General features: G+C 62.2%; 26 protein-coding genes. 16 read left to right on the top strand and 10 right to left on the bottom strand.

Annotation, left to right across the window (positions count from 1 at the left end; all coding sequences use genetic code 11):
• Positions 1-21: 21 nt before the first annotated feature.
• Positions 22-696: an alpha/beta hydrolase gene (locus AC1RZR_RS24395; protein ID WP_013532163.1), complete on the bottom strand. Its 675-nt coding sequence runs from the start codon at positions 694-696 to the stop codon at positions 22-24.
• Positions 697-934: 238 nt separating this feature from the next.
• Here AC1RZR_RS24395 and AC1RZR_RS24390 point away from each other — a divergent pair, with 238 nt between their 5' ends.
• The 7 genes from AC1RZR_RS24390 to sufA all read left to right on the top strand — a co-directional run bounded on the left by AC1RZR_RS24390 (position 935) and on the right by sufA (position 8,110).
• The gene (locus AC1RZR_RS24390) at positions 935-2,098 is read left to right on the top strand and encodes a cysteine desulfurase family protein (protein ID WP_481826230.1); all 1,164 of its coding nucleotides are present in this window, start codon (positions 935-937) and stop codon (positions 2,096-2,098) included.
• 189 nt (positions 2,099-2,287) lie between these two features.
• The gene (sufB, locus tag AC1RZR_RS24385) at positions 2,288-3,805 is read left to right on the top strand and encodes a Fe-S cluster assembly protein SufB (RefSeq protein WP_436161799.1); all 1,518 of its coding nucleotides are present in this window, start codon (positions 2,288-2,290) and stop codon (positions 3,803-3,805) included.
• 26 nt (positions 3,806-3,831) lie between these two features.
• Positions 3,832-4,587, top strand: a complete 756-nt coding sequence (gene sufC / locus AC1RZR_RS24380; protein ID WP_023810312.1) for a Fe-S cluster assembly ATPase SufC — start codon at positions 3,832-3,834, stop codon at positions 4,585-4,587.
• 19 nt (positions 4,588-4,606) lie between these two features.
• Positions 4,607-5,875, top strand: a complete 1,269-nt coding sequence (sufD, locus tag AC1RZR_RS24375) for a Fe-S cluster assembly protein SufD (RefSeq protein WP_481826229.1) — start codon at positions 4,607-4,609, stop codon at positions 5,873-5,875.
• A 104-nt stretch (positions 5,876-5,979) separates the two neighbouring features.
• Positions 5,980-7,221 carry a cysteine desulfurase gene (locus AC1RZR_RS24370; RefSeq protein ID WP_481826228.1) on the top strand — a complete coding sequence of 414 codons (1,242 nt, stop codon included), beginning with the start codon at positions 5,980-5,982 and terminating at the stop codon, positions 7,219-7,221.
• Between the two features lie 5 nt (positions 7,222-7,226).
• Positions 7,227-7,619 (top strand): SUF system Fe-S cluster assembly protein, encoded by a 393-nt coding sequence (locus tag AC1RZR_RS24365; RefSeq protein WP_477275371.1) that lies wholly within the window; start codon positions 7,227-7,229, stop codon positions 7,617-7,619.
• Between the two features lie 110 nt (positions 7,620-7,729).
• On the top strand, positions 7,730-8,110 hold the full coding sequence (sufA, locus tag AC1RZR_RS24360) for a Fe-S cluster assembly scaffold SufA (protein WP_379096967.1): 381 nt from the start codon (positions 7,730-7,732) through the stop codon (positions 8,108-8,110).
• 33 nt (positions 8,111-8,143) lie between these two features.
• On the opposite strand, the gene AC1RZR_RS24355 is transcribed toward sufA, so the two are convergent.
• Positions 8,144-8,641, bottom strand: coding sequence for a GFA family protein (locus AC1RZR_RS24355; RefSeq protein WP_477275369.1), 498 nt, complete (start codon positions 8,639-8,641; stop codon positions 8,144-8,146).
• An 89-nt stretch (positions 8,642-8,730) separates the two neighbouring features.
• Here AC1RZR_RS24355 and AC1RZR_RS24350 point away from each other — a divergent pair, with 89 nt between their 5' ends.
• Entirely contained in the window at positions 8,731-9,054 is a 324-nt protein-coding gene (locus AC1RZR_RS24350; protein WP_481826227.1) for a TfoX/Sxy family protein, read from the top strand.
• An 11-nt stretch (positions 9,055-9,065) separates the two neighbouring features.
• Here the strand turns inward: AC1RZR_RS24350 and AC1RZR_RS24345 are convergent, their stop codons facing one another.
• Positions 9,066-9,983 carry a pseudouridine-5'-phosphate glycosidase gene (locus AC1RZR_RS24345; RefSeq protein ID WP_481826226.1) on the bottom strand — a complete coding sequence of 306 codons (918 nt, stop codon included), beginning with the start codon at positions 9,981-9,983 and terminating at the stop codon, positions 9,066-9,068.
• 75 nt (positions 9,984-10,058) lie between these two features.
• A complete protein-coding gene (locus AC1RZR_RS24340; RefSeq protein ID WP_481826225.1) occupies positions 10,059-11,003 on the bottom strand; it encodes a carbohydrate kinase family protein in 945 nt (314 codons plus the stop codon).
• On the opposite strand from AC1RZR_RS24340, the gene AC1RZR_RS24335 reads away from it, so the two are divergent.
• From AC1RZR_RS24335 to AC1RZR_RS24320, 4 genes are all read left to right on the top strand, one after another.
• Complete coding sequence (locus tag AC1RZR_RS24335; protein WP_481829185.1) at positions 10,962-11,264, top strand: hypothetical protein; 303 nt, start codon at positions 10,962-10,964, stop codon at positions 11,262-11,264. The genes AC1RZR_RS24340 and AC1RZR_RS24335 overlap by 42 nt on opposite strands.
• A 20-nt stretch (positions 11,265-11,284) precedes the next feature.
• The gene (recA, locus tag AC1RZR_RS24330) at positions 11,285-12,382 is read left to right on the top strand and encodes a recombinase RecA (protein ID WP_111542534.1); all 1,098 of its coding nucleotides are present in this window, start codon (positions 11,285-11,287) and stop codon (positions 12,380-12,382) included.
• A 276-nt stretch (positions 12,383-12,658) separates the two neighbouring features.
• Positions 12,659-15,328 (top strand): alanine--tRNA ligase, encoded by a 2,670-nt coding sequence (gene alaS, locus AC1RZR_RS24325; protein ID WP_481826224.1) that lies wholly within the window; start codon positions 12,659-12,661, stop codon positions 15,326-15,328.
• 61 nt (positions 15,329-15,389) lie between these two features.
• The gene (locus tag AC1RZR_RS24320; RefSeq protein ID WP_481826223.1) at positions 15,390-16,184 is read left to right on the top strand and encodes a PhzF family phenazine biosynthesis protein; all 795 of its coding nucleotides are present in this window, start codon (positions 15,390-15,392) and stop codon (positions 16,182-16,184) included.
• Positions 16,185-16,219: 35 nt separating this feature from the next.
• Here the strand turns inward: AC1RZR_RS24320 and AC1RZR_RS24315 are convergent, their stop codons facing one another.
• The 4 genes from AC1RZR_RS24315 to AC1RZR_RS24300 form a co-directional block, all read right to left on the bottom strand.
• Positions 16,220-16,846: a glutathione S-transferase family protein gene (locus AC1RZR_RS24315; RefSeq protein ID WP_477275357.1), complete on the bottom strand. Its 627-nt coding sequence runs from the start codon at positions 16,844-16,846 to the stop codon at positions 16,220-16,222.
• A 23-nt stretch (positions 16,847-16,869) separates the two neighbouring features.
• Positions 16,870-18,081, bottom strand: coding sequence for an NADP-dependent isocitrate dehydrogenase (locus AC1RZR_RS24310; RefSeq protein ID WP_379096998.1), 1,212 nt, complete (start codon positions 18,079-18,081; stop codon positions 16,870-16,872).
• A gap of 219 nt (positions 18,082-18,300) precedes the next feature.
• Entirely contained in the window at positions 18,301-19,278 is a 978-nt protein-coding gene (locus AC1RZR_RS24305) for a right-handed parallel beta-helix repeat-containing protein (RefSeq protein ID WP_477275354.1), read from the bottom strand.
• 431 nt (positions 19,279-19,709) lie between these two features.
• Positions 19,710-20,654, bottom strand: a complete 945-nt coding sequence (locus AC1RZR_RS24300; RefSeq protein WP_481826222.1) for a right-handed parallel beta-helix repeat-containing protein — start codon at positions 20,652-20,654, stop codon at positions 19,710-19,712.
• 616 nt (positions 20,655-21,270) lie between these two features.
• Between AC1RZR_RS24300 and AC1RZR_RS24295 the strand changes: the two genes are divergently transcribed.
• Positions 21,271-22,191 carry an RNA methyltransferase gene (locus AC1RZR_RS24295; RefSeq protein WP_481826221.1) on the top strand — a complete coding sequence of 307 codons (921 nt, stop codon included), beginning with the start codon at positions 21,271-21,273 and terminating at the stop codon, positions 22,189-22,191.
• Entirely contained in the window at positions 22,184-22,972 is a 789-nt protein-coding gene (murI, locus tag AC1RZR_RS24290; protein WP_481826220.1) for a glutamate racemase, read from the top strand. The genes AC1RZR_RS24295 and murI overlap by 8 nt, the downstream gene beginning before the upstream one ends.
• Positions 22,973-22,995: 23 nt before the next feature.
• On the opposite strand, the gene AC1RZR_RS24285 is transcribed toward murI, so the two are convergent.
• Positions 22,996-24,378 (bottom strand): RNB domain-containing ribonuclease, encoded by a 1,383-nt coding sequence (locus AC1RZR_RS24285; protein WP_481826219.1) that lies wholly within the window; start codon positions 24,376-24,378, stop codon positions 22,996-22,998.
• A 164-nt stretch (positions 24,379-24,542) separates the two neighbouring features.
• On the opposite strand from AC1RZR_RS24285, the gene AC1RZR_RS24280 reads away from it, so the two are divergent.
• A complete protein-coding gene (locus tag AC1RZR_RS24280) occupies positions 24,543-24,731 on the top strand; it encodes a DUF3008 family protein (protein WP_477275344.1) in 189 nt (62 codons plus the stop codon).
• Between the two features lie 113 nt (positions 24,732-24,844).
• Here AC1RZR_RS24280 and AC1RZR_RS24275 read toward each other — a convergent pair whose 3' ends face one another.
• The gene (locus AC1RZR_RS24275) at positions 24,845-25,042 is read right to left on the bottom strand and encodes a hypothetical protein (RefSeq protein WP_477275342.1); all 198 of its coding nucleotides are present in this window, start codon (positions 25,040-25,042) and stop codon (positions 24,845-24,847) included.
• Between the two features lie 382 nt (positions 25,043-25,424).
• Here AC1RZR_RS24275 and rpsD point away from each other — a divergent pair, with 382 nt between their 5' ends.
• Positions 25,425-26,042, top strand: coding sequence for a 30S ribosomal protein S4 (gene rpsD / locus AC1RZR_RS24270; RefSeq protein WP_013895883.1), 618 nt, complete (start codon positions 25,425-25,427; stop codon positions 26,040-26,042).
• Positions 26,043-26,177: the final 135 nt, after the last annotated feature.

The following is a 26,177-nucleotide window of genomic DNA, read 5'->3' as shown; positions in this document are numbered from 1 at the left end:
TGCCTATCTCAACCGCTTCGCCTATCTCAGCCGCTTGGGGCGCGGATCCGACAATTCGCCGGCCAGCCGGCGATCGAGATAGTCCGCGCATTCCTCGAGCAGCAGGTCGGCATCGTTGGAGAAGAAGTGGTTGGCGCCGGGCAAGGTCTTCTGCGTGATGGTGATGCCCTTTTGCGTGTGCAGCTTGTCGACCAGGCCCTGCACATCTTTCGGCGGCGCCACCTTGTCGGCATCGCCATGGATGATCAGGCCAGACGACGGGCAGGGCGCCAGGAACGAGAAATCATAGGTGTTGGGCTGCGGCGCGATCGAGATGAAGCCTTCGATCTCCGGCCGGCGCATCAGGAGTTGCATGCCGATCCAGGAGCCGAAGGAGTAACCGGCGACCCAGCAGCTCTTGGAATCCGGATGCAGGGACTGCACCCAGTCCAACGCGGCAGCGGCGTCCGACAACTCTCCGGTGCCGTGGTCGAACTCCCCCTGGCTGCGGCCGATGCCGCGAAAATTGAAGCGAAGCGTGGTGAAATCCCGCTTCTGGAACATGTAGAAGAGGTCGTAGACGATCTTGTTGTTCATCGTGCCGCCGAATTGCGGATGCGGGTGCAGGACGATGGCAATCGGCGCGCTCTTTTCCTTGGAAGGCTGGTAGCGTCCCTCCAGACGGCCGGCAGGACCGGTGAAAATGACCTCAGGCATGAAATACTCCACTTGGTATGCGAATGCGCGGCGCCCGGAACGTGTCTTCCTCTGGCCTTGACGCAGGGCGAGCGTCTTCTTAGAAGCTAGTTTAGAATTGTTCAAAACTGAGTGGCCAGAAGTCGAGCCCGGCCACCCGCGCCGCAAGCCGCGTAAATAGGACGGCTCGCCTTGGAATTTCAAGGAAATAACGCGATACGACAGCGGAATGGCTTCTGACGGGACCAAACGGACGAAAATGGCCGGAACACGCGCCTATCTCGACTATAACGCCAGTGCGCCGCTGCTTGCCGCGGCGCGTGAGGCTGTGGTCGCGGCACTTGACGTCGCCGCCAACCCGTCGTCGGTCCACGCCGAGGGACGCGCCGCACGCCGCCTGATCGAGACCGCGAGGCGTGACGTGGCGGCGCTGGTCAACGCCAGGGCCGAGCACGTCGTGTTCACCTCCGGCGCGACGGAAGCTGCCTCGACGCTGCTGACATCAGACTGGCAGATGGGGCGCGGCAGCGTGCGCATGAGCCGGCTCTACGTGTCGGCGGCCGATCATCCCTGCCTGTTGAATGGCGGGCGCTTCCCGGCGGCGCAGGTCGCCCGGATCGGCGTCGACGCCAACGGCATTGCCGATCTCGACGCGTTGGCGGCCGCACTCGCCCATCACGACAGGGCCGAGGGCCTGCCGCTGGTCGCCATCCATGCCGCCAACAACGAGACCGGCGTCATCCAGCCGATCGATCGTATCGCCGAGATCGTCAAGGCAGGGGGCGGCGTCCTCGTCGTTGATGCAGTCCAGGCCGCAGGGCGTGTTTCGATCGATCTGTCAGCGGGTTACGCCGATTACCTGATTCTGTCCTCGCACAAGATCGGTGGTCCCAAGGGGGTCGGCGCCATCGTCGCCGCCTCGGATCTGATGATGCCGAAGCCCTTGATCAATGGCGGCGGCCAGGAAAAGGGCCATCGCGGCGGCACGGAAAACCTCGCCGCCATTGCTGGCTTTGGCGCCGCTGCACGCGAGGCACTCACCGGATTGACGGCCATGGATGCGGTGCGCCATCGCCGCGACGAGATCGAGGCAATCGTGAAAATGCTGGTGCCGGACGCGGAAATCTTTGGAACCGGTGCGCCAAGGCTTGCCAACACGACATTCTTCGCTATTGCGGGCATCAAAGCCGAAACCGCGCAGATCGCCTTCGATCTGGCCGGCGTGGCGCTGTCGGCCGGCTCCGCCTGTTCGTCGGGCAAGGTCGGGCCGAGCCATGTGCTGAAAGCCATGGGGTACGGTGACAGTCTTGGCGCCTTGCGCGTGTCGATCGGTTCGGCGACCGGCGCAGAGGACATCGAACTGTTCCGCACCGCGCTGGCAGCAATCGCCGCACGCCGGGCGAACAGGGAAAAGGCCGCATGAGCAGCGGCCGGACACAAACAGGCCTTTGGCCTGGCAGAGCCGTGCGTTTCATATTGGCCGGGTGAATTTCCGGTCGAAACGCACTATATGAAACTTACGCTGCCGCGAATGCCCTTCGGCGTTCATTTTTGGCGGTGCCATAGTTTGAAAACTGTCGGGCCTTGACCCCGGCGTGGATGGAGAACGCATATGCCTGCTGTGCAGGACACGATCGATCGGGTCCGAAAGATCGACGTCGACCAATACAAATACGGATTCCAGACCGAAATCGCGATGGACAAGGCCCCCAAGGGCCTCAGCGAAGACATCATCCGTTTCATTTCGGCCAAGAAGGACGAACCGTCCTGGATGCTGGAATGGCGTCTGGAAGCGTATCGCCGCTGGCTGACGCTGGACGAGCCGACCTGGGCGCGCGTTCACTACCCGAAGATCGATTTCCAGGACATCTACTTCTACGCGGCGCCGAAGAGCACGCCCGGCCCGACGTCGCTGAGCGACGTCGATCCCGAACTGCTGAAGGTCTACGAAAAGCTGGGTATCCCGCTGAGGGAGCAGGAAATCCTCGCCGGTGTGCAGAAGACCGACGCCTCGGAGCTCGAGGAAGTCAGCGATAATGTCTACAAGTCGGGCCGCGTCGCCGTCGACGCGGTGTTCGATTCCGTCTCCGTCGTCACCACCTTCAAGAAGGAACTGGCGCAGGCCGGCGTCATCTTCTGCTCGATCTCGGAAGCCATCCGCGAGCATCCGGAGCTGGTGAAGAAATATCTCGGCTCGGTCGTGCCGACCTCCGACAATTACTACGCCACGCTCAATTCCGCCGTGTTCACCGATGGCTCCTTCGTCTTCGTGCCCAAGGGTGTGCGTTGTCCGATGGAGCTGTCGACCTATTTCCGCATGAACGAGAAGAACACCGGCCAGTTCGAGCGCACGCTGATCATCGCCGAGGAGGGGGCTTATGTCTCCTATCTCGAAGGCTGCACGGCGCCGCAGCGCGACGAGAACCAGCTGCACGCCGCCGTCGTCGAACTGGTGGCGCTCGACGATGCCGAGATCAAATATTCGACGGTGCAGAACTGGTACCCTGGTGACGCCGAGGGCAAGGGCGGCATCTACAATTTCGTCACCAAGCGCGGCGACTGCCGCGGTCACCGCTCGAAGATTTCATGGACGCAGGTCGAGACCGGCTCGGCGATCACCTGGAAGTATCCGAGCTGCATCCTGCGCGGCGACGATTCCAGCGGCGAGTTCTATTCGATCGCGGTGTCGAACGGCTATCAGCAGGTCGACAGCGGCACCAAGATGATCCATCTCGGCAAGAACACGTCGAGCCGCATCATCTCCAAGGGCATCGCCGCCGGCTTCTCGCAGAACACCTATCGCGGCCAGGTCTCGGCGCATCGCAAGGCGACCAATGCCCGCAACTTCACCAATTGCGATTCACTGCTGATCGGCGACCAGTGCGGGGCGCACACCGTGCCCTACATGGAAGCCAAGAATTCGACGGCGCAGTTCGAGCACGAAGCGACGACGTCGAAGATTTCCGAGGACCAGAAATTCTACGTCATGCAGCGTGGCATTCCCGAAGAGGAAGCGATCGCGCTGATCGTCAACGGCTTCGTCAAGGACGTCATCCAGCAACTGCCGATGGAGTTCGCTGTTGAGGCGCAGAAGCTGATCGGGATCTCGCTTGAGGGCTCGGTCGGCTGACCGGACACATATTCAGGAAACAAAGAATGCTTGAAATCAGAAACCTGCACGCCCGCATCGTCGATGATGGCACCGAAATCATCCGCGGCCTGAACCTGACGGTGAAAGCCGGCGAGGTCGCCGCGATCATGGGGCCGAACGGCTCGGGCAAATCGACGCTGTCCTACATCCTCGCCGGCCGCGAGGACTATGAGGTCACCGAAGGCGACATCCTCTACAACGGCCAGTCGATCCTCGAAATGGATCCGGCCGAGCGCGCCACGTCGGGCATTTTCCTCGCCTTCCAGTATCCGATGGAGATACCGGGCGTGGCCACCATGGAATTCCTGAAGGTGGCGATGAACGAGCAGCGCAAGGCGCGCGGCGAGGAGCCGCTGAAGATCCCGGAATTCCTGAAGCGCGTGAAGGAAGCCGCCGCCTCGCTCAGCATGGACATGGCGATGTTGAAGCGGCCTCTCAATGTCGGCTTCTCCGGCGGCGAGAAAAAGCGGGCCGAGATCCTGCAGATGAAGCTGCTGGAGCCGAAACTCTGCGTGCTCGACGAGACCGATTCCGGCCTCGACATCGATGCGCTGAAGATCGTTTCCGACGGCGTCAACGCGCTGCGTGCGCCGGACCGCGCGTTCCTGGTCATCACCCACTACCAGCGCCTGCTCGAACACATCGTGCCCGACACCGTGCACGTGCTCTACAAGGGTCAGGTCATCAAGTCCGGCGACAAGTCGCTGGCGCTCGATCTTGAAGCCAATGGCTATGCCGGCGTGATCGGCGAAGCCGCGTGAGATGCCAGAGGTAATACCGATGAACATGCACGCACAACCGCAGCGGACACCGGCCGAAACAGCGTTGATCGACGCGTTTGGCGACCGGCTGTCGCTGCTGCCGGGCGACGGCGCGGTAATGCTGAAGCGCGACGACGCCATCGAAGCGATCAAGCACGGTCTGCCGACCCGGCGCATCGAATCCTGGCACTACACCGACCTGCGCCGGCTGTTGAGCGCCGTACCGGACTTCGATCCGGCCGCCGCGCCCAAAGCTCTTGCACCGATCGTGGAAGGCTCCGCCGTGCTGGCGATCCTCAACGGCGTGTCGAGCGCGAAAGTGCCTGATATCGAGGGCGTCACCGTGCAGCGCCTGTCGGAAAAGCTCACCGACGGCAGCATCGCGCCGGGGCTCGACCCCTATGGCAGCGACGACGCCATCGGCGCGCTGAACGCGGCTTTCGTGGCCGACGGTTACTTTGTCGATATCGCCGATGGCGCCGAATTGGAAAAGCCGATCGAACTGCAGAACCTGCAGGCCGGTGGCCAGACCCATGTGCGCCTGCCGGTGCGTGTCGGCGCCGGCGCCAAGGCTGTCATCGTCGAACGTCAGGCCGGCGATGGGGCCGCCCTGGTCAGCTCGGTCAGCCAGCTCGTGCTCGGCGAAGGCGCCGAGGTGACGTGGCTGATCGTCCAGGAGCAGCCGGAAACGGCGACGCATCTGGCGCAGTTCAAGGCCCATATCGGCAAGAATGCGAAACTGACGCTGTTTGTCATGAACGCCGGCGGCAAGCTTGTGCGCCAGGAGATCATGGTCCGGACGACCGGCGAAGGCGCCGACTTCAAACTGCGCGGCATCAACCTCCTGGCCGGCGACACCCACACCGACGTGACCATGGTGCTCGACCACGCCGTGCCGCACACGGCCTCGACGGAAGTGATCCGCAATGTGGTGACGGGCAAGGCGCGCGGCGTCTTCCAGGGCCGCATCAACGTCCATCAATATGCGCAGAAGACCAACGCCAAGATGGCCTGCAACACGCTGCTGTTGTCGGATGATGGCGAGTTCTCGACCAAGCCGGAGCTTGAAATCTTCGCCGACGACGTCGTCTGCGGCCATGGCGCGACGGTCACCGAGATCGACCACGACCATCTGTTCTACCTGATGGCGCGTGGCGTCGACGAGAAGACCGCGCGGGGCCTTCTGGTCAAAGCCTTCGTCGCCGAGGTGATCGAGGAACTGGACGACGAGACGATCGTCGAGGCCCTGGAAGCGAAGCTCGACGACTGGTTTGTGACACACGGGTAGCTCCCTCCCTTCTCCCCTTGTGGGAGAAGGTGGATTGGCGCGAAGCGCCAAGACGGATGAGGGGTTCTGGAAGGAACGCGGCCTAGAGCGGCAAGGACTTCGAAATGGACCAGAAAGTCGAAAACATCCCCTACGACGTCGAGGCGATCCGCCGCGACTTCCCGATCTTGTCGCGCGAGGTCTACGGCAAGCCGCTGGTCTATCTCGACAATGGCGCCTCGGCACAGAAGCCGCAGGCGGTGCTCGACGCCATCCAGCATGCCTACAGCCAGGAATACGCCAACGTCCATCGCGGCCTGCATTTCCTCTCCAACGCGGCGACCGACGCCTATGAAAAGGCGCGTGAGACGGTGCGTCACTTCCTCAACGCACCAAGCACCGACAACATCGTCTTCACCTCGAACACCACCTCGGCCATCAACACCGTCGCCTATGGCTATGGCATGCCCAACATCGGCGAGGGCGACGAGATCGTGCTGTCGATCATGGAGCATCACTCCAACATCGTGCCGTGGCATTTCATCCGCGAGCGGCAGGGTGCGAAACTGGTCTGGGTGCCGGTCGACGATCTCGGCGTCTTCCACATCGAGGAATTCGAAAAGCGGCTGACCGACCGCACCAAGCTGGTCGCCATCACCCAGATGTCGAATGCGCTGGGCACGGTGACGCCGATCAAGGAGATCGTCCGCATTGCCCATGCGCGCGGAATTCCCGTCCTCGTCGACGGCAGCCAGAGCGCCGTGCATATGCCTGTCGACGTGCAGGATCTCGACTGCGACTTCTTCGTCTTCACTGGCCACAAGGTCTACGGCCCCTCAGGCATCGGCGTGCTCTATGGCAAGAAGGACATTCTCCTAGGCATGCGGCCATTCATGGGCGGCGGCGAGATGATCGAGGAGGTGACTGAGGACATCGTTACCTACAACGAGCCGCCGCACCGCTTCGAGGCCGGCACGCCGCCGATCGTGCAGGCGATCGGGCTGGGCGCGGCATTGGATTATATGGAGAAGGTCGGCCGTGAGCGCATTGCAGCGCATGAGGAAGATCTCAAGACCTATGCGCATGAACGGCTGCGCGCCATCAATTCGCTGCGCATCTTCGGTGACGCGCCGGGCAAGGGCGCCATCATTTCCTTCGAACTGCAAGGCATTCACGCCCATGACGTGTCGATGGTGATAGACAGGCAAGGCGTTGCCGTCCGCGCCGGTACCCATTGCGCCCAGCCGCTGTTGAAACGCTTTGGCGTAACCTCCACATGCAGGGCATCGTTTGGCATGTATAATACCAGGACCGAAGTCGACGCTTTGGCCGAAGCGCTTGAAAAAGCGCGCAAGTTTTTTGGGTGACGACCATGGATGACGCTAGCCACACCACCGAGACCGCACCGGAACCGGCCATGAACCCGCTGGTTTCCGCTTCGGCCATTCCCGCCGACGAACTGGCGCGGCTGACCGACGACATCGTCTCGGCGCTGAAGACGGTCTATGACCCGGAAATCCCGGCCGACATCTACGAACTCGGCCTCATCTACAAGATCGACATCGAGGACAATCGCGCGGTCAAGATCGACATGACGCTGACCGCCCCCGGCTGCCCTGTCGCTGGCGAAATGCCCGGCTGGGTGGAAAACGCCGTCGGCGCCGTCGAAGGCGTGTCCGGCGTCGAGGTCAACATGACCTTCGACCCCCCCTGGTCGCCCGACCGCATGTCCGAAGAGGCGCAGGTCGCGGTGGGTTGGTACTAGCGTCGAGCCCGACAGGGGTTGGCGCACTTGCGCCAGTCATAAAACTTCACCATTTTAGGTGAGGAATCGTTCGGCAGGCCTTGAACCTGCGTGAATGCGGAGAAAGAAAAATGGGACGCTTTGCCGTCATCACGATGACCGAGAAGGCCGCCGACCGGGTGCGCGAGATCGTCGCCACGCGCGACGGCGCGCATGGCATTCGCCTCGGCATCAAAAAGGGCGGCTGCGCCGGCATGGAATACACGGTCGACCTGGTGACTGAGCCCAACACCAAGGACGATCATATCGAGCGCGACGGCGCGCATGTCTATGTGGCGCCGGAGGCAGCCCTTTTCCTGTTCGGCACCGAGATGGATTTCGAGCAGACGACGCTGCGCACCGGATTCACCTTCCACAACCCGAACCAGAGTTCGGCCTGCGGCTGCGGCGAATCCGTCGAGCTGAAGCCGGCCGATCTCAAGGCTCTCGCGGAAGCTCGCGCCACGGCCTGAGTGCCCTTCGCCCCGTTTACGGGGTGAAGAACGCTAGTCCACCCACATGCCCGTCCGCTTGTGCCAGTCGGCGATCGATTCCTCCGGGTAGACATCGAACGTCTTGTCGCCCTTGCCGATCACGGGCTCGACCCAGTTGGCCTTGTATTTCAGCATCAGATGCACCCGGCTGGGCGGCTTGGGAAGGTCGTTGTCGATCGCCGATGCGAACGGATGCACGAGCTCCGGCCAGGTCGGATCGTAGAGCCACAGTGCCGACCCGCACTTGCGACAGAAATTGCGCTCGCCCGTTGATATCTCGCACTGCGGACGCTCGTCGTCCTCGATCTCGGCCCGGTAAACGCCGAGGCTCCTTTTGCCCTTGATTTTCAGGGTGTCGTTGATGGCGCCGAGGTTGATGGCAAAGCCGCCGCCGCCTTGCTGCTTGCGGCAGATCGAGCAGTAGCACAGCATGAATGGTGCCGGCGTGTGGCTCCCCACCTCGAAGCTGACGGCATTGCAGCGGCAGGACCCTTTTAGCAGAAGCGGCATGGCAAAAACTCCAACGGATGGCTCTCAACCTGTCAGCATGATTTTGGTTGCGGCATGACAATGCCAAATGCCGGTGACATGATTGCGGCATGGACAATGAACGCATCGCCGAACTGTTCGAGGGCCTCGGCCCGGTCAGCATCCGCAAATTGTTCGGCGGCAAGGGCATCTATTTCGACGGTGTCATCGTCGCCATCGTGCTGCGCGGCGAATTGATGCTGAAGGCCGACGCGCAAAGCGCGCCCGACTTCGAAGCCGCGGCATGCCGGCAATGGACCTATACCGGCTCTCGCCACGGCAAGCTTGTCTCCATGCCGTACTGGACCATTCCCGACAGCGCCTTCGACGATCCCGACGAGATGACGGCCTGGGCACGCCGCGCCTATGAGGCAGGGCGGCGCGCCGGCAAGTAGCTGCGTCGGAACTACAAAGCCTTGGCGATCTTCGCCGCCAGCCTTGCGTTGTTTTCGACCAGCGCGATGTTGGTCTTCAAGCTCCGGCCGCCCGTGAGTTCGAGGATTTTCGACAGCAGGAACGGCGTCACCGCCTTGCCGGTCACGTTGAGCGCTTCGGCGGCCTTCTGCGCCGCTTCGATATAACCGGCCATCTCCTCGGCCGGGATTTCGTGGTTCTCGGGCACCGGATTGGCGATCAGCATGCCGCCGGCGAGCCCCAGCGCCTGCCGCGTCTGGTAGAAATGCGCGATCTCTTCCGCTCCGTGCAAGGTCAGCGGCGCGCGGAACGGCGAATGCCGCGACCAGAAAGCCGGCATCGTCTCGCAGCCATGACCGACCACCGGCACGCCGCGTGTCTCCAGCACTTCCAGCGTCTTTTCGATGTCGAGGATGGCCTTGGCGCCGGCTGACACGACAATCACCGGCGTGCGCGCCAGTTCGTCGAGATCGGCGGAAATGTCGAAACTCTTTTCCGCGCCCTTGTGCACGCCGCCTATGCCGCCGGTGGCGAACACCTTGATGCCGACCATGTGCGCCGCGATCATCGTGGCGGCGACCGTGGTGCCGCCGGTGCGTCCTTGCGCCACCGCAAAACCGAGATCGGCGCGCGACAGCTTCATGGCGTCGCCGGTCATGGCCAGCGATTCGCGCTCGCCGTCCGACAGGCCGATCTTGATGCGGCCGCCAACCACGGCGATCGTCGCCGGCACCGCGCCGCCATCACTGATGATCTTTTCGACATCGGCTGCCATGGTGCCATTGTCAGGGTAGGGCATGCCATGGGTGATGATGGTGCTCTCCAGCGCCACCACCGGCCGCCCGGCCGCCAGGGCTTGCGCCACGGGCGCATGGATGTCGATGAAGGGGCGGGCGGTTTCTGGTGTCATCTTGATCTCCAACCCGGAGTGCGGCGCATCCATCTGGACGCGCAGCTGCATACCGGTGCTATGAACTGGCCGGTCTCATGCCACTTCCTGCGCATCCGGCACAAGAGCCAGCGCCTCGGTGAAATCAGCTGCGGAGAAATCGGGAACGGCGTCGGCGCTCTCGATGGCCAGCGTTGCAGCGGCAATGCCTTCGCGCAGCGCTGCGCGCAAAGGCAGGCCGCGCAGCAAGGCGGCGACCGTCGCGCCCGCCAGCGCATCGCCGGCGCCGGTGACATCGGCGACCTTTCTTGGCGTCGGCGGCAGGATCGAGAAGGTGCCGGCTTCATCGAAGCCCAGCATGGCAGCTCCGCCCGCCGTCACCACGCCGCTTTTGAGCCCTGCGCGCTTCAGCCCGCCGACGATGTCCTGCCCTGGGGCCGCACCGTCCAGGCCGGCAAGGGCTAGCGCCTCGCGCCGGTTCATGAAGACGACGGCCAGATGGCCGAGCACTGGCCTCAGGCGCACGATCTTGGCCGGCGAGATGGCAATGGCGAAGACGGGCTTGCCGGCGGCGAGTGCCACCAGCCGCTCCAGTGCCGCCGTCGGCAGGTTGGCGTCGCAGAAGACGGCATCGGCGGCAGCGACAACCTCTCGCACCTTGGAGCGCCTGATCTGCTTGGGAAACGCCAGCTCATAGAGCGCCATGTCGGCGAAGCCGACGATCAACTCGCCCTCGCTGTCGATCAGCGCCGTATAGCTGGGCGTCGTGCGATCGAGGAACACCGCCGACAGGTCGGCAATACCGGCCTCGGCGATGGCTCGTGAAACGGTATCGGCGGCGGCATCGCCGCCACGAACCGACAGCAGCGACGCGGAGACACCGCGACGAACCGCACTGCGCAAAGCGTTGAAGACGCCGCCGCCGACATCCTCGCGCATCGTGCCGGGATTGGACGCGGCTGGCACGTAGGGGCCGGACACCTGGCCGCGCCTATCGATATGGGCGCCACCTACGGCCAGTATTTTCGCGGATTTCAGCATGCCGGCGATATGACCTTTGTTATTCCAGCCGCACAAGCGCTAGGCTGCGTGACGAAGCTTCGCATCCAAGGCAGCGATTCGGCAGATCGAAACAATCGAGCCGCCTGGCCCAATGCGAGGTGCATTCCTGATCGAATTCCTGGGACAAAAAAAGAACAAATCGGGATATTGATTGTTTTTCAGATATTTGAACCCCCTTGCCAAACGAGAACAAAAAAGGTACAAATAGGCAGGGATTACGGATTGTCCGGCCTTCATTGACGACCAAGGGGTGATGTATCATGGCTCAGAATTCTTTGCGGCTGGTAGAGGACAAAGCGGTGGACAAATCAAAGGCTCTGGATGCGGCGCTGTCGCAAATCGAGAGGGCTTTCGGCAAAGGCTCGATCATGCGGCTCGGCGCGAACGAGCAGGTCGTCGAGATCGAAACCGTGCCGACCGGCTCGCTTGGCCTCGACATCGCGCTTGGCGTCGGTGGCCTGCCGCGCGGCCGCATCGTCGAGATCTACGGGCCGGAAAGCTCGGGCAAGACGACGCTGGCGCTGCACACCGTGGCCGAAGCCCAGAAGAAGGGCGGCATCTGCGCCTTCGTCGATGCCGAGCATGCGCTCGATCCGGTCTATGCCCGCAAGCTTGGCGTCGATCTGGAAAACCTCCTGATCTCGCAGCCCGACACGGGTGAGCAGGCGCTGGAAATCTGCGACACGCTGGTGCGCTCCGGTGCCATCGACGTGCTGGTGGTCGATTCGGTCGCGGCGCTGACGCCACGCGCCGAAATCGAAGGCGAGATGGGCGATTCGCTGCCCGGCCTGCAGGCCCGCCTGATGAGCCAGGCGCTGCGCAAGCTGACCGCCTCGATCTCGCGCTCCAACACCATGGTCATCTTCATCAACCAGATCCGCATGAAGATCGGTGTCATGTTCGGTTCGCCCGAGACCACGACCGGCGGTAATGCGCTGAAATTCTACGCTTCGGTCCGCCTCGACATCCGCCGCATCGGCTCGGTCAAGGACCGCGACGAGGTCGTCGGCAACCAGACCCGCGTCAAGGTGGTCAAGAACAAGCTGGCGCCGCCCTTCAAGGTGGTCGAGTTCGACATCATGTATGGCGAGGGCGTGTCCAAGACCGGCGAACTGGTCGATCTCGGCGTCAAGGCCGGCGTGGTCGAGAAGTCGGGCGCCTGGTTCTCCTACAATTCGCAGCGTCTCGGCCAGGGCCGCGAGAATGCCAAACTGTTCCTGCGCGACAATCCCGACACAGCGCGCGAGATCGAGCTGGCGCTCAGGCAGAATGCCGGGCTGATCGCCGAGAAATTCCTCGAGAATGGCGGCGCCGAGAGTGGCGACGACGGTTTCGAGGAGGAATCCGGCGCGATGTAGCAGCGTCGTGCGCAAGATGCCGGTCGAAGATCGGCCATAATTTTGTTTCATTATCTCAGGCTTATGTAATCGAGTTCTGTGTTTTCGCGTTCCAAACCGCCGGCTTTCGAGCCGGCGGTTTTTCATTTTGGCGGCGAAGCAGCCTGGGTTCGAACGGCAGGCAAAGGCCGCGAATTGGACCAATTCCGTGTTTCTGGACAGGGTGCGATGTGACGGCTAAAAGGCCATGTCCATTTCCGCCGGTTTGCCGGTGGCTCTCTCGAAAAGGCAGTATTCATGAGTGGCGTGAACGAGATCCGGTCGACTTTTCTCGACTACTTCCGCAAGGAGGGTCACGAGATCGTCGCGTCGAGCCCGCTGGTGCCGCGCAACGATCCGACGCTGATGTTCACCAACGCCGGCATGGTGCAGTTCAAGAACGTCTTCACCGGTCTCGAGAAGCGGCCCTATTCGCGCGCCTCGACCGCCCAGAAGAGCGTTCGCGCCGGCGGCAAGCACAACGACCTCGACAATGTCGGCTACACCGCGCGCCATCTGACCTTCTTCGAGATGCTCGGCAATTTCTCCTTTGGCGACTATTTCAAGGAGCGCGCCATCGAGCTTGCCTGGAACCTGATCACCAAGGAATTCGGGCTGAACAAGGACAAGCTGCTGGTCACCGTCTATCACACGGACGATGAGGCGGCCGGCTTCTGGAAGAAGATCGCCGGGTTTTCCGACGACCGCATCATTCGCATCGCGACCTCCGACAATTTCTGGGCGATGGGCGACACCGGACCGTGCGGGCCGTGCTCGGAGATCTTCATCGACCGCGGCGAACACATATGGGGCGGACCTCCCGGCAGCCCCGAGGAGGATGGCGATCGCTTCCTCGAATTCTGGAACCTGGTGTTCATGCAGTATGAACAGGTGACGAAGGAGGAGCGCATCGACCTGCCGCGCCCGTCGATCGACACCGGCATGGGCCTGGAGCGCATGGCGTCCATCCTGCAAGGGGTGGAAAGCGTCTTCGAGACCGATCTGTTCCGTCATCTGATCGACGCGGCGTCGTCCGCTATCGGGCACGGTCCCGACCAGGAGACGGTCGCGTCGTTCCGCGTCATTGCCGATCATCTGCGTTCGTCCTCCTTCCTGGTGGCCGATGGCGTGCTGCCGTCGAACGAAGGCCGTGGCTATGTCCTGCGCCGCATCATGCGCCGTGCGATGCGCCATGCGCAGTTGCTCGGTGCCCGCGACCCGCTGATGTGGCGGCTGGTGCCGGCGCTGGTGCGCGAGATGGGCCAGGCCTATCCGGAACTGGTGCGTGGCGAGCAGTTGATCACCGAGACCCTGAAGCTCGAGGAAACTCGTTTCCGCAAGACGCTGGTTCGTGGCCTCGGCCTGCTTGCGGAGGCGACGGAAACGCTGGGTGCCGGCGACATGCTGGATGGTGAGACGGCTTTCAAACTCTACGACACCTACGGCTTCCCGCTCGATCTGACGCAGGATGCACTGCGCCAGCGCAGCATTTCGGTCGATCTTGCCGGCTTCACCAATGCGATGGAGCGGCAGAAGACCGAGGCGCGGGCACATTGGGCAGGCTCCGGTGACGCGGCCACCGAAACTGTCTGGTTCCCGGTGCGTGAGAAGGCCGGAGCGACCGAATTCCTCGGCTACGAGACCGAGCAGGCGGAAGGCCTCATCCAGGCGCTGGTGCGGGACGGCAAGACCGTCGACAGCGCCGGCAAGGGCGACGCGGTTGCCGTGGTCGTCAACCAGACGCCTTTCTATGCCGAGTCCGGCGGCCAGATGGGCGACACCGGCGTCATTACAGGCGAGGGCTTCTCGATTGAGATTTCCGATACGCAGAAGAAGGCCGACGGGCTGTTCGTCCATATCGGCAAGGTGGCCAGCGGCACGGTCAAGACGGGTGCTGCCGTCGAACTGAAGGTCGATCATTCGCGCCGCTCCAGGCTGCGCGCGAACCATTCCGCGACGCATCTGATCCATGAGGCGCTGCGCGAGGTGCTGGGTAGCCATGTCGCACAGAAGGGTTCGCTGGTCGCACCCGAGCGCCTGCGCTTCGATATCTCGCACAACAAGCCCATTTCGCCGGAGGATCTCGAAGAGGTCGAGCGCATGGCGAACGAGATCGTCGTCCAGAACGGGCCGGTGACCACGCGCCTGATGTCGGTCGACGACGCGATCGCCGAGGGCGCCATGGCGCTGTTTGGCGAGAAATACGGCGATGAAGTGCGCGTCGTGTCGATGGGCACCGGCCTGCATGGTGCCAAGGCCAACCGGCCCTATTCGGTCGAGCTCTGCGGCGGCACGCATGTCAGGGCGACCGGCGATATCGGTCTGGTGCGTGTCGTGTCCGACAGTGCGGTCGCCGCCGGCGTACGCCGCATCGAGGCGTTGACCGGCGAAGCCGCGCGCAAGCATCTCGACGAGCAGGACCGGCGCCTGAAATCGGTGGCTTCGACGCTGAAGATCTCGCCGGCCGACGTGCCGGCGCGCGTCGAAGCACTGCTCGACGAGCGCAAGAAGCTCGAGAAGGAGCTGACCGAAGCGCGCAAGAAACTTGCGCTGGGCGGCGGTGCCGCGGCGGGTGCGCCGTCGGAGAACGAGACCGTGGCGGGCGTCGGCTTCCTCGGCAAGGCGGTCTCGGGTGTTTCGCCGAAGGATCTGAAGCCGCTGGCCGATGCCGGCAAGAGCTCGCTCGGTTCCGGTGTCGTCGTCTTTGTCGGCGCCGGGGAAGACAACAAGGCGAGCGTCGTGGTCGCCGTCACAGACGACCTCGTCGGCCGCTTCAGCGCCGTCGATCTGGTGCGCGTGGCCTCCGCCGCATTGGGCGGGCAGGGCGGCGGTGGCCGGCCCGACATGGCGCAAGCCGGTGGCCCCGACGCTTCGAAAGCCAATGATGCGATCGCCGCCGTAAGGGCTGCGATCAGCGAGGCGGCGTAACAAGCGCCAGTGAGATGAAGCTGGGGTAACAGCTGGCCCGGCGGACATCTTGGGGGATGATGTGCCCACACTGACCATGTATCAGGTCGACGCTTTTGCCGACCGCGCCTTTCAGGGCAACCCCGCTGCCGTCCTCATCCTGCAGGACTGGCTGGCGGACGACGTGATGCAGGCTGTCGCAAACGAGAACAATCTTGCCGAAACCGCCTTTGCGCGGCCGAATGGCAAAGGCTGGGATTTGCGCTGGTTCACACCGGTTCACGAAGTCGACTTCTGTGGCCACGCCACGCTGGCGACCGCCCATGTGCTGGCGGCGCAACACAATGTGGCTGAGGACATGGCCTTTGCCACGCGCGTGGGCGAGTTGCGGGTCTCGCAGCGGCAAGGCGCCTATCAGCTCGATCTGCCATGTTTTCCGCCGCAGCCTGTCGATGGCGAAACCATGTCGGCGCTGCAGGAGATTTTATCCCCGCTTCCGGTCGCGGGCTTTCGCAATTTTGAAAACCTGTTCGTCGAGTTCGCTGAGGAGCAGTCCGTCCGGGCCTTCGTACCCGATCTGCTCCGGATCGGAACCTTCCACCCGCTCGGCCTGGTCATTACCGCGCGCGGTCAAGCGCATGATTTCGTGTCCCGCTATTTCGTCCCGGGAGCAGGCATTCCCGAGGATCCGGTGACCGGCTCCATCCATGCGACGCTGGTGCCCTACTGGTCTGAAAAACTCGGGAAGACCCATCTGTCGGCGTTCCAGTGTTCACAGCGCGGCGGGCATCTGCTGTGTGATCTGGCCGGAGATCGCGTGCTGATCCAGGGCCGCGCCAGGACCTTCATGAAGGCGGAAATCTACCTTCCGGAATGAATGGCGTGCCGGAATAAACAGCAGGTGCAGGCTGATCAGGTCGCCGGGCCGCTCGCGGCAAAGCTTGGACGGGCCGCGATCCGGTCCCACCACGCCTTGATCTCGGGGAACCCGGCGAGCAGTTTTTGCCCCTCGGTGACCTTGATGAAATAGCTGATGATCGGTGCCGCATGCAGATCGGCCAGCGTCAACTGGTCGCCCAAAAACCATGGCCCCGGCGCTTTCAGCGAGGCGAGCGTCTGAAGCGCTTTGCGCGCCTGCGAAAGCCCGTTGGCGATCAGGGTCTCGTCGGGCGCGTCCTTCTCCAGCCGCTCGACGGCGACATCCCAGACCATCGACCTGTAGGCATAGGCGTCGAGCATGCCGATGATCTGGTTCATCCGCGCCTGGCCGCGCGGATCCTTCGGTTGCAGCGCCGGCCCCTCGAAGGCCTCGTCGACATATCTGGCAATCGCGCTGGTCTCGAAAAGCCGAAACCCGTCATGTTCGAAGGCCGGGATGCGGCCGAACGGATGATGCTCGAAATACCAGGCGGGGATGCCCTCGGCGGCAAAGACATCGACCGGCACAAGCTCGTAGTCGATGCCCTTTTCCGCAAGCACGAGGCGGACGATGCGCACATAGACGCTATAGTCCGCGCCGTAGACGACCGGTTTGCCCATGTGCCCTCCCGGGTCTTGGCTGGTCAGGCCATCGCCTTCTGCAGGTTCTCGTCGATCTTGTCGAGGAAACCGGTGGTCGAGAGCCAGGGCTGGTCGGGGCCGATCAGCAGCGACAGGTCCTTGGTCATGAAGCCGGATTCGACGGTCTGGATGCAGACCCTTTCCAGCGTCTCGGCAAAGCGCTTCAGCTCGGCATTGTCGTCGAGCTTGGCGCGGTGGGCGAGGCCGCGCGTCCAGGCAAAGATCGAGGCGATCGAATTGGTCGAGGTCTCCTCGCCCTTCTGGTGCTGGCGGTAGTGGCGGGTGACGGTGCCATGCGCGGCTTCGGCTTCCACCGTCTTGCCGTCCGGCGTCATCAGCACCGAGGTCATCAGGCCAAGCGAACCAAAACCTTGCGCAACGGTGTCGGACTGGACGTCGCCGTCATAGTTCTTGCAGGCCCAGACATAGCCGCCCGACCATTTCAGGCTGGAGGCCACCATGTCGTCGATCAGGCGATGCTCGTACCACAGCTTCTTCGACTTGAACTCGGCCTCGAACTCGGCCTCGTAGACTTCCTGGAAAATGTCCTTGAAGCGGCCGTCATAGGCCTTGAGGATGGTGTTCTTGGTCGAGAGATAGACCGGATAGTTGCGCAGCAGGCCGTAATTCAGCGAAGCGCGGGCGAACTCGCGGATCGAATCGTCGAGATTGTACATGGCCATGGCGACGCCGGCGCCCGGCGCATCGTAGACATCGTGCTCGATCACCTTGCCGTCCTCGCCGACGAACTTGATCGTCAGCTTGCCCTTGCCGGGAAAGCGGAAATCGGTGGCTCGGTACTGGTCGCCGAAGGCGTGACGGCCGACGATGATCGGCTTGGTCCAGCCGGGCACCAGACGCGGTACGTTCTTCATGATGATCGGCTCGCGGAAGATGGTGCCGCCGAGGATGTTGCGGATGGTGCCGTTCGGCGACTTCCACATCTTCTTCAGCTTGAATTCCTCGACGCGCTGCTCGTCGGGCGTGATCGTCGCGCATTTCACGCCGACGCCGTATTTCTTGATGGCGTTGGCCGAATCGATGGTCACCTGGTCGTTGGTGGCGTCACGGTGCTCGATGCCGAGGTCGTAATATTCAAGCTTGAGGTCGAGATAAGGGTGGATCAGCTTGTCCTTGATGAACTGCCAGATGATCCGGGTCATCTCGTCGCCGTCGAGTTCGACGACCGGGTTTGCCACCTTGATCTTCGCCATGGAAAGAATGCCTCGTTCAACAGTTGGGTGATGGCGGGGCTCGCCCCGCCAGGGTAGGGACTTCGCCTATAGCAAAGCGATCCGAGCGGTGCAAACCAACGGCGGCGGAAGACGCAGGCTTCTGCTGTAGAGATCGGTAACAAAAAGGCGATGCCGCACTGCCCTTGAGGGACAGGCGGCATCGCCTTTGTTTCGTGCTGCCGCGCAGGCGGCAGGTGGTTATTGCAATGGCGTACCGCCAGGGCCCGGGAAGGCCGTGATCGGCGTGCCGTCGGCTACGTTGCCGGAGATCATGTTGTTTTTGAACGACTGGACGGCGCCGCTTCCGGTATTGCTGACCCCGGTGACATTGCCGAACACCGTCGATCCGCCGAGAAAGGCGATGGCGCTTCCGTTGCCGCTGGCCGCGGCAGCGTTCGCGTTGACGCCGCTGCCGGCATTGGCGCTGATCGTGTTGCCGACAATCGTCGCGCGCACCGGCGAAGCCGCGGCGATGGATTTGATCGCCACACCGTTGCCGGTGTTGCCGCTGACCAGGCTGTTGGTCAGTGTCAGGTTCATGGCAACGGTGTTGCCGGTGCCGTCGACAAGAACGCCGCTGCCGTTGTTGGTAATTTCCACCTTCGAAAGGATGGCATTGATGCCAATGGCCCCAGTCGTTTTGACGAGGACACCTTCAGCGCCTGTTTCAGCTATGCGGGTGTTGCTTATGTAGAGTTCGCTGTTGCCGTTGGGGAGAAATTCGACGCCGTTGCCGGTAAACCGCTCGATGTTGCAGTCCTCGATATGCAGCTGACCTTGGCCGACCATACGCACGCCGTCGAGGCCGGTTCCCACACCGAATATGTCGAGGCCGCGAAGATGAACCGCGGCGCCGACAGGCGTGTTCACGATGATGGCGTTCGTACCACTGACAAGCACGCCCGCTTCAGTGTTCCTGCAGTCGATGGTGATGGATTTGGTGATGGTGACCCCGCCAAAACCGCCAGGGTCGATACAGTTGATTTCACCACTTACCGCCGTCTTCGAGATGGCACCTGCAAACGTCTTGCAAGGTGCCGTGCGGCTGCACGGATTGGCGTCGTCACCAACGCCGGAAACCCACGTGCGTGTCGCTTGCGCGGAAGCTGGCGCGGTCAGGAAGACTGACGCCAGGGCCAACACAGCGAGTGAAAGGAAAAACCGTACAACTTTCAATTGCCCCTCCTAGATTTTGGCCAACGCCCTCGTCGGCCATGGAAACCCGTGTCGAAATGCTTGGGGCATAAATAAATGACGGGAGCGTGCAAGACACACTCCATCTTCCAAATACCAACCGTCGATACAGATTGAAAACCCAAGCGGTTGGGAGCCTACCTTTTTCTAATTTGATTCTCCAGTCACGCGGTGCGTCATCGTAAATAAATATGCATTCGGATCGTAGATGATTTCTACAAATGGAAAACATCGTCAATGCCAACAGCGGCCGGTCCATTTGTCGGCTGGCGCATGGTCGGGCGATGCAAACCGGTGGCAGAGAAAGACGCAGGCTTCTGCTGGCAGTCGAGTACAAAAAGGCGATGCCGCACTGCCCTTGAGGGACAGGCGGCATCGCCTTTGTTTCCTACTGCGGCGCAGGCGGCAGGCGCTTATTGCAATGGCGTACCGCCAGGGCCCGGGAAGGCGGTGAGCGGTGTACCGTCGGTGAGGTTGCCGGCGATCATGTTGTTCTTGTACGACTGGACGGCGCCGCTCCCGCTATTGCTGACCCCGGTGACATTGCCGAATATCGTCGATCCGCCGAGAAAGGCGATTGCGCTTCCGTTGCCGCTGGCAGCGGCACCGTTCGCGTTGACGCCGGTGCCGGCATTGGCGCTGATCGTGTTGCCGGTAATCGTCGCGCGCACCGGCGATGCCGCGGCGATGGATTTGATCACCACCCCGTTGCCGGTGTTGCCGCTGATCAGGCTGTTGGTCAGTGTCAGGTTCATGGCAACGGTGTTGCCTGTGCCGTCGACAAGAATGCCGCTGCCGCTGTTGGTAATTTCCACCCTCGAAAGGATGGCATTAATTCCGACGGCCCCAGTCGTCTTGATGAGGACACCGTCAGCGCCTGCCTCGGCTATCCGGGTGTTGCTTATGTAGAGTTCGCTGTTCCCGTTGGCGAGAAATTCGACGCCGTTGCTGGTTATCCGCTCTATGTTGCTGTCCTCGATATGCAGCTGACCCTGACCCACCATACGGACGCCGTCGATCCCGTTGCCCGCACCGTTTATACTGATGCCGCGAAGATGCACTATGGAGCCGACGGGCGTGTTGACGATGACGCCGTTCGTGAGTGACGAAAGCACGCTACCTTCTGTGTGTCTGCAGTCGATGGTGATGGATTTGGTGATGGTGACCGCGCCAAAGCCGCCCGGGTCGAGACAGTTGATCTCGCCGGCCGTCGCCGTCTTCGAGATAGCACCGGCAAACGTCTTGCAAGGCGCGGTTCGGCTGCACGGATTGGCGTCGTTGCCAACGCCGGAAACCCACGTCCGCGTCGCTTGCGCGGAAGCTGGTGCAATCAGGAAGGCTGACGCGAGAAGCAACACAGCGAGTGAAAGGAAAAACCGTACGACGTTCATTTACCCCTCCTAGGTTTGGCTGACGCTTCGTCGGCCATTGAATCCGTGTTGGATGCTTGGGGCATAGATAAATGACAGGAGCGCGCAAAACGCACTCCATCGTTCCAAATACTATTCGTCGATAAAAATTGAACCCAAGCGGTTTCGATATTACCGCTTTCTAAATTGGTTTCCCAGTCACGCGATGCGTCATCGTAAATAAACGTTCATTCGGATCGTAGATGATTTCTACAAATGGAAAATATCACCAATAGCAACAGCGAGCACGGGCCGATCAATTTGTCAGCGGTTTGGGGTCGCAATGGTTGAGCCATTTGCCGCAACAAGACCAGATGTCTTGTCGCCAACTGCACGAGTGCGATGCCGCATCCCACCAATCTCTTGAGGGACGGAGCGCGCGGCTCAACTGCTTGGACAAGTCTGGTATTTGCGCGAGCCCCCCGGTGACGCGCATCTGGATTTTTCGCGCAAACCCGGGGGAGCGGCAGAAGAGTATTTGTCTGTCAGGCGGCCGATAACTCTTCAAAAAGCCGTATCGATATGGCAGGACGCGAAGACTGCGTAACGCAATCACCTGGAACACATGGCAGGAACGGACTTTCAGCGCGACCTCATGACCGCTGGCCCGGCGATCATCCTCGTCGAGCCGCAGCTCGGTGAGAACATCGGCATGGTCGCTCGTGCCATGGCCAATTTCGGCCTGTCGGAGCTGCGCCTGGTCAATCCACGCGACGGTTGGCCGAGCGAAAAGGCGCGCGCCGCCGCCAGCCGCGCCGACCACGTCATCGACGCCGTGACAGTGTTCGACGATCTGGCCTCGGCGCTCGCCGACCTGAACTTCGTTTTCGCAACCACCGCCAGGCAGCGCGACGGCTTCAAATCCGTGCGCGGCCCGGTGGAAGCGGGCAGGGTGCTCCGGACCCGTCACGCAATGGGGCAGCGCACCGGCATCCTGTTCGGACGCGAGCGCTTCGGCCTCTACAATGACGAGGTCGGCCTTGCCGACGAGATCGTCACCTTCCCGGTCGATCCCGATTTCTCTTCGCTCAACATCGCCCAGGCGGCCTTGCTGATGTCCTACGAATGGATGAAGTCCGGCCTGGAAGACGAGACCAAAACCAATTTTTCCGGCCCAGACATGAAGCCGGCAAGCAAGGAAGAGCTGCACGGCCTGTTCGCCTATCTCGAAGGCGCATTGGAAGCGCGCGGTTATTTCCGTCCCGCACCGAAGAAGCCGAAAATGGTCGACAATCTGCGCGCCGTGCTGACGCGTGCCGGCTTTGCCGAACCGGAGCTGAAGGTGCTGCGCGGCATAATCTCGTCGCTGGACAGATTTTCACCGGCGATGCCGCGTGGCGAGGGGTCTCCGGGCGACGATCCAAGACGATTGCCCGCGGCCGTAGCGCGCGCCCGCAAGGCGGAAGGCGATCGCCTCGCCGGCAAGGCCACCGGCAAAGACGACGACATGCCGCCGCTCGGCGGAAAAGGAACCGATAATGACTGAGCGGCCGATCCTGATGTTCGATTCCGGCATCGGCGGGCTCACCGTGCTGCGCGAGGCGCGTGTGCTGATGCCTGACCGCCGCTTTGTCTACGTCGCCGACGATGCCGCCTTCCCCTATGGCGCCTGGGAGGAGCCGGCGCTCAACGCCCATATCCTCGGCCTGTTCGGCGCGCTGCTGGAAAAATTCCAGCCCGAGATTTCGGTCATTCCCTGCAACACCGCCTCGACGCTGGTGATCGACGCGTTGCGTGAGAAATTCCCCGGTCATCCCTTTGTCGGCACGGTGCCCGCGATCAAGCCGGCGGCGGAGCGTACGCGCTCAGGGCTCGTCTCGGTGCTGGCGACGCCGGGCACGGTCAAGCGTCAATACACGCGCGACCTGATCAGCAAATGGGCGCAGAAATGCCATGTGCGGCTGGTCGGCTCGGACCGGTTGGCGCCGCTGGCGGAAATCTACATGCGCGAGGGGTTCGTCGACGAGGAGATCGTCCGCGCCGAGATCGCGCCATGCTTCGTCGAGAAGGACGGTGCCCGCACCGACATCGTCGTGCTCGGCTGCACGCATTATCCGTTCCTGGCCAACCGCATGCGCAAGACCGCGCCCTGGCCGGTCGACTGGATCGACCCGGCCGAAGCGATCGCCCGCCGCGCCATGTCGCTGCTGGCGCCCGTCGACGGGCCATTGCCGGTGGGTGAGCCTGACATTGCGGTCTTCACCTCCGGCAAGGTGGATTTCGCCACCAGCCGGCTGATGCAGGGGTTCGGGCTGGTCGTGAGCTAGATGGCGGCGGAAACGTCTGCCCCTTAAACAGGTTCGAAGACGATGCTGCGTTGATCTGGGTCGGCCAGGACCAGCCTTAGCATCAGATCGTCGCCCTGTCTAAGCCCGGAGGCCTTTACGTTGGCAACGACAGGCATGTCGGCAAGCTGAACGCGCACGCCATGGTCGACGACGTCGGTGACAGCAGCTTTGAACGTCTCGCCCTCGCGTCCGTTCAGCATTATCGCCTCGGCAAGGTCGATAGCGGCGTGGTTGATCTGCGAAGCGTGGCTATCCGCCCGCCCCATCACCTGCGGCAATCTGGCGAACGCGTCGGTGACAGCCTGGGACACCGGCTGGCCATTGGCGATGGCCAGCGCGCAGCGCACGACGTAGCGATCGGCCAGTCGCCTGAGTGGCGCCGTTGCATGGGCATAGGTCGCTGCCATCGCCTCATGCCAAGGGACAACACCTTCCTTATAGGGTTGGTAAGATGCGCCGGCGCTCGCATGGCGGATTTCCAGCATCAGCGCCGCCTGTTGCGGATCGGTCGGGTCAAGGGTTCGCTGATAGTCGCGCAAGCTGGTGGAGGCCGGCCAAGACAGCCCGAGAGCCTGTGCCGCGCTGCGCAGTCTTTGCACCCTGAAAGCATCTGGCTCCGACATCACCCGAAACAACCCGGTATGGTGCGCAAACATGGCGTCGGCAATCGCCATGTTTGCAGCCAGCGAAAGCGCGGCGTTGTCTTGCTCGGACTGCAGCAGCGGTCTGAACGAAAGCCGAAATGTACCATCGGCGAGCCTTTCAACCTCCTGCTCGGGTGGGTCGACGCGCGAAGCACCACGACGCTTTTCGTTCATTGCCATGCGTCGCGCCATTTCGGCGAAGCCGGCCGGAACGTCGGAGGCCTTCACACTGTCATAGGCGAGCTTCGCGCGGCTTTGAATGATTGCCCGCTCCGCGCCGTCCAACTTCGTCGCACCGTCCTGCGCAACCCGAACCGTGAAGACAACCGCTGGCCGCGATCCATCCGGCAACAGGCTCGCTGCACCCTCGGCAATTACCGGCGGGTAGAGCCCGGCCTTGCCGTCCGGCAAGTAAAGCGTCTCGCCCCGCGTCCAGGCTTCGAGATCGATCGCGTCACCGTCCTCGACGAACCAGGCTACGTCGGCAATGGCGTAATGCAGCAGAAGATCGCCGCCGCTCACTTCGATTGAGAACGCCTGATCAAGATCGGTGGAACTCGCCGGATCGAGCGTGACGAAGGGCATCGCTGTTCGATCGGCATGCTGGTTGGGCACACGTTTGGCCGCCGCCTCCGCGGCGGCCATTACGACTACCGGAAATCCATCTGGCACGTGGAATTCGGTGCGGATTTTCGCCAGGCCAGTGGAGAGAGCTTGTGAGGGATCGGTCAGAGATTTCATTCAGCCGTCCTACACTGGGGTTCCAGACACGGGAAGGCTGCCAACGAAAATCACCAAGCCTGACCACGTGGCGAACTGGCACCAAGCGGGCCGGGAACCGAGCCACTGGGGCTGGAACCGTCACCGAAGCGCGGCGTTTCTTCTGAGAGCAAGGGAAAACAGCCATGCCAGCCACCTCGAAAGCCCAGCAGAAAGCCGCCGGCGCCGCTCTGTCGGCCAAGCGCGGCGAGACGAAAAAGAGCGAGCTCAAAGGCGCTTCGAAGGAAATGTATGAATCGATGAGCGAAAAACAGCTCGAGGAATTCGCCGAGACGAAGCGCAAGGGACTGCCGGAGAGGAAATCGGACAGCTGACCCTGGCAGCGTCATCTGGAGAAGGGCGTCAAAAAATGAAAGCCCGCGGTTGAACCGCGGGCTATCGTCATTGTGACGGGCTGTTTTCCCCGATCAACCGATCCAGTCTGATGTCACCAGCGGTGGCAGCGCCGGACCCTGTGGACGATCACCCTGCGGTGACCATGCCGCCACACCACTCTCTTCTTCACGATGATGCGGCAAACCTGTTTGTGTCCGTGCCAATGACGCGCCATCGCCGGTTCCGGCGCCACCGCCATCGAACCCGCAAGCACCGCAGCACCAGCCAGGGTAAGGAAGAATTTCTTCATAAGTCTTGCGCTCCTCGAGCTCCAGTCCGTTCCTGATGCCGTTGGCGCAACAACCTCCCGCCACATCCGGCACTGCATTTACGCGGGAAAACGGGTATCTCGTCGCCGAGCCCTATGCCAGTCACAAGCTTGACACCGGTCAAATCTCGGTTTAACCAGCCGTCACAACCACCGGGCAGCGATGTCCGGTTTTTGTTTTGTATGCGCAAGATCAGGATGCCTAGTCGTTTCTGATCTTGTTTGAAATGACGTGTCCCGTGGGTTTTCCGCCGCGTTGCGTGGGAAAACCCTGTCAGGTCTCGAAAACGGAGGCCAGAGGAGGGCGCGTTTCCTTCACCCGGACCATGAGGTTCCGGGTGTGTTGTTTTGAAAAGGGAATGCGATGAGCAAGCGCGAATCCGCGAAGTACAAGATCGACCGCCGTCTAGGCGAAAATATCTGGGGCCGCCCGAAGTCCCCGGTCAACAAGCGTGAATACGGCCCCGGCCAGCACGGCCAGCGCCGCAAGGGCAAGCTTTCCGATTTCGGCCTGCAGCTGCGCGCCAAGCAGAAGCTGAAGGGCCACTATGGCGACGTTTCGGAAAAGCAGTTCCGCAAGGTCTATGAAGAGGCCGATCGCCGCAAGGGCGACACCTCCGAGAACCTGATCGGCCTGCTCGAGTCGCGTCTCGACGCGGTCGTCTACCGCGCCAAGTTCGTGCCGACGATTTTCGCCGCCCGTCAGTTCGTCAACCACGGCCACGTCAACGTCAACGGCAAGCGCGTCAACATCGGCTCGTACCGCTGCAAGCCGGGCGACGTCGTCGAAGTCCGCGAAAAGTCGAAGCAGCTGGTCATCGTCCTGGAATCGGTGGGCCTGGCCGAACGCGACGTGCCGGACTACATCGAAGCCGATCACAACAAGATGGTCGCGACCTTCTCGCGCATCCCCGGCCTGGCTGACGTTCCGTTCGCCGTGCAGATGGAACCGAACCTGGTCGTCGAATTCTATTCGCGCTAAGCGGCGAATTCCATTCGCGCTGAGCGAACGCGTTTGCGATACCCTCCAAAGGCCGCCCGTCGAGGCGGCCTTTTCTTTGTCGGCCATGTCCGCTAATCCGGGCGCTCCGAGCAATTCCAGGAAAAGCGGGAATCG

The sequence above is a fragment of the Mesorhizobium bavaricum genome (genome assembly GCF_056781655.1).
This window is presented reverse-complemented; position numbering and strand designations above follow the sequence as displayed.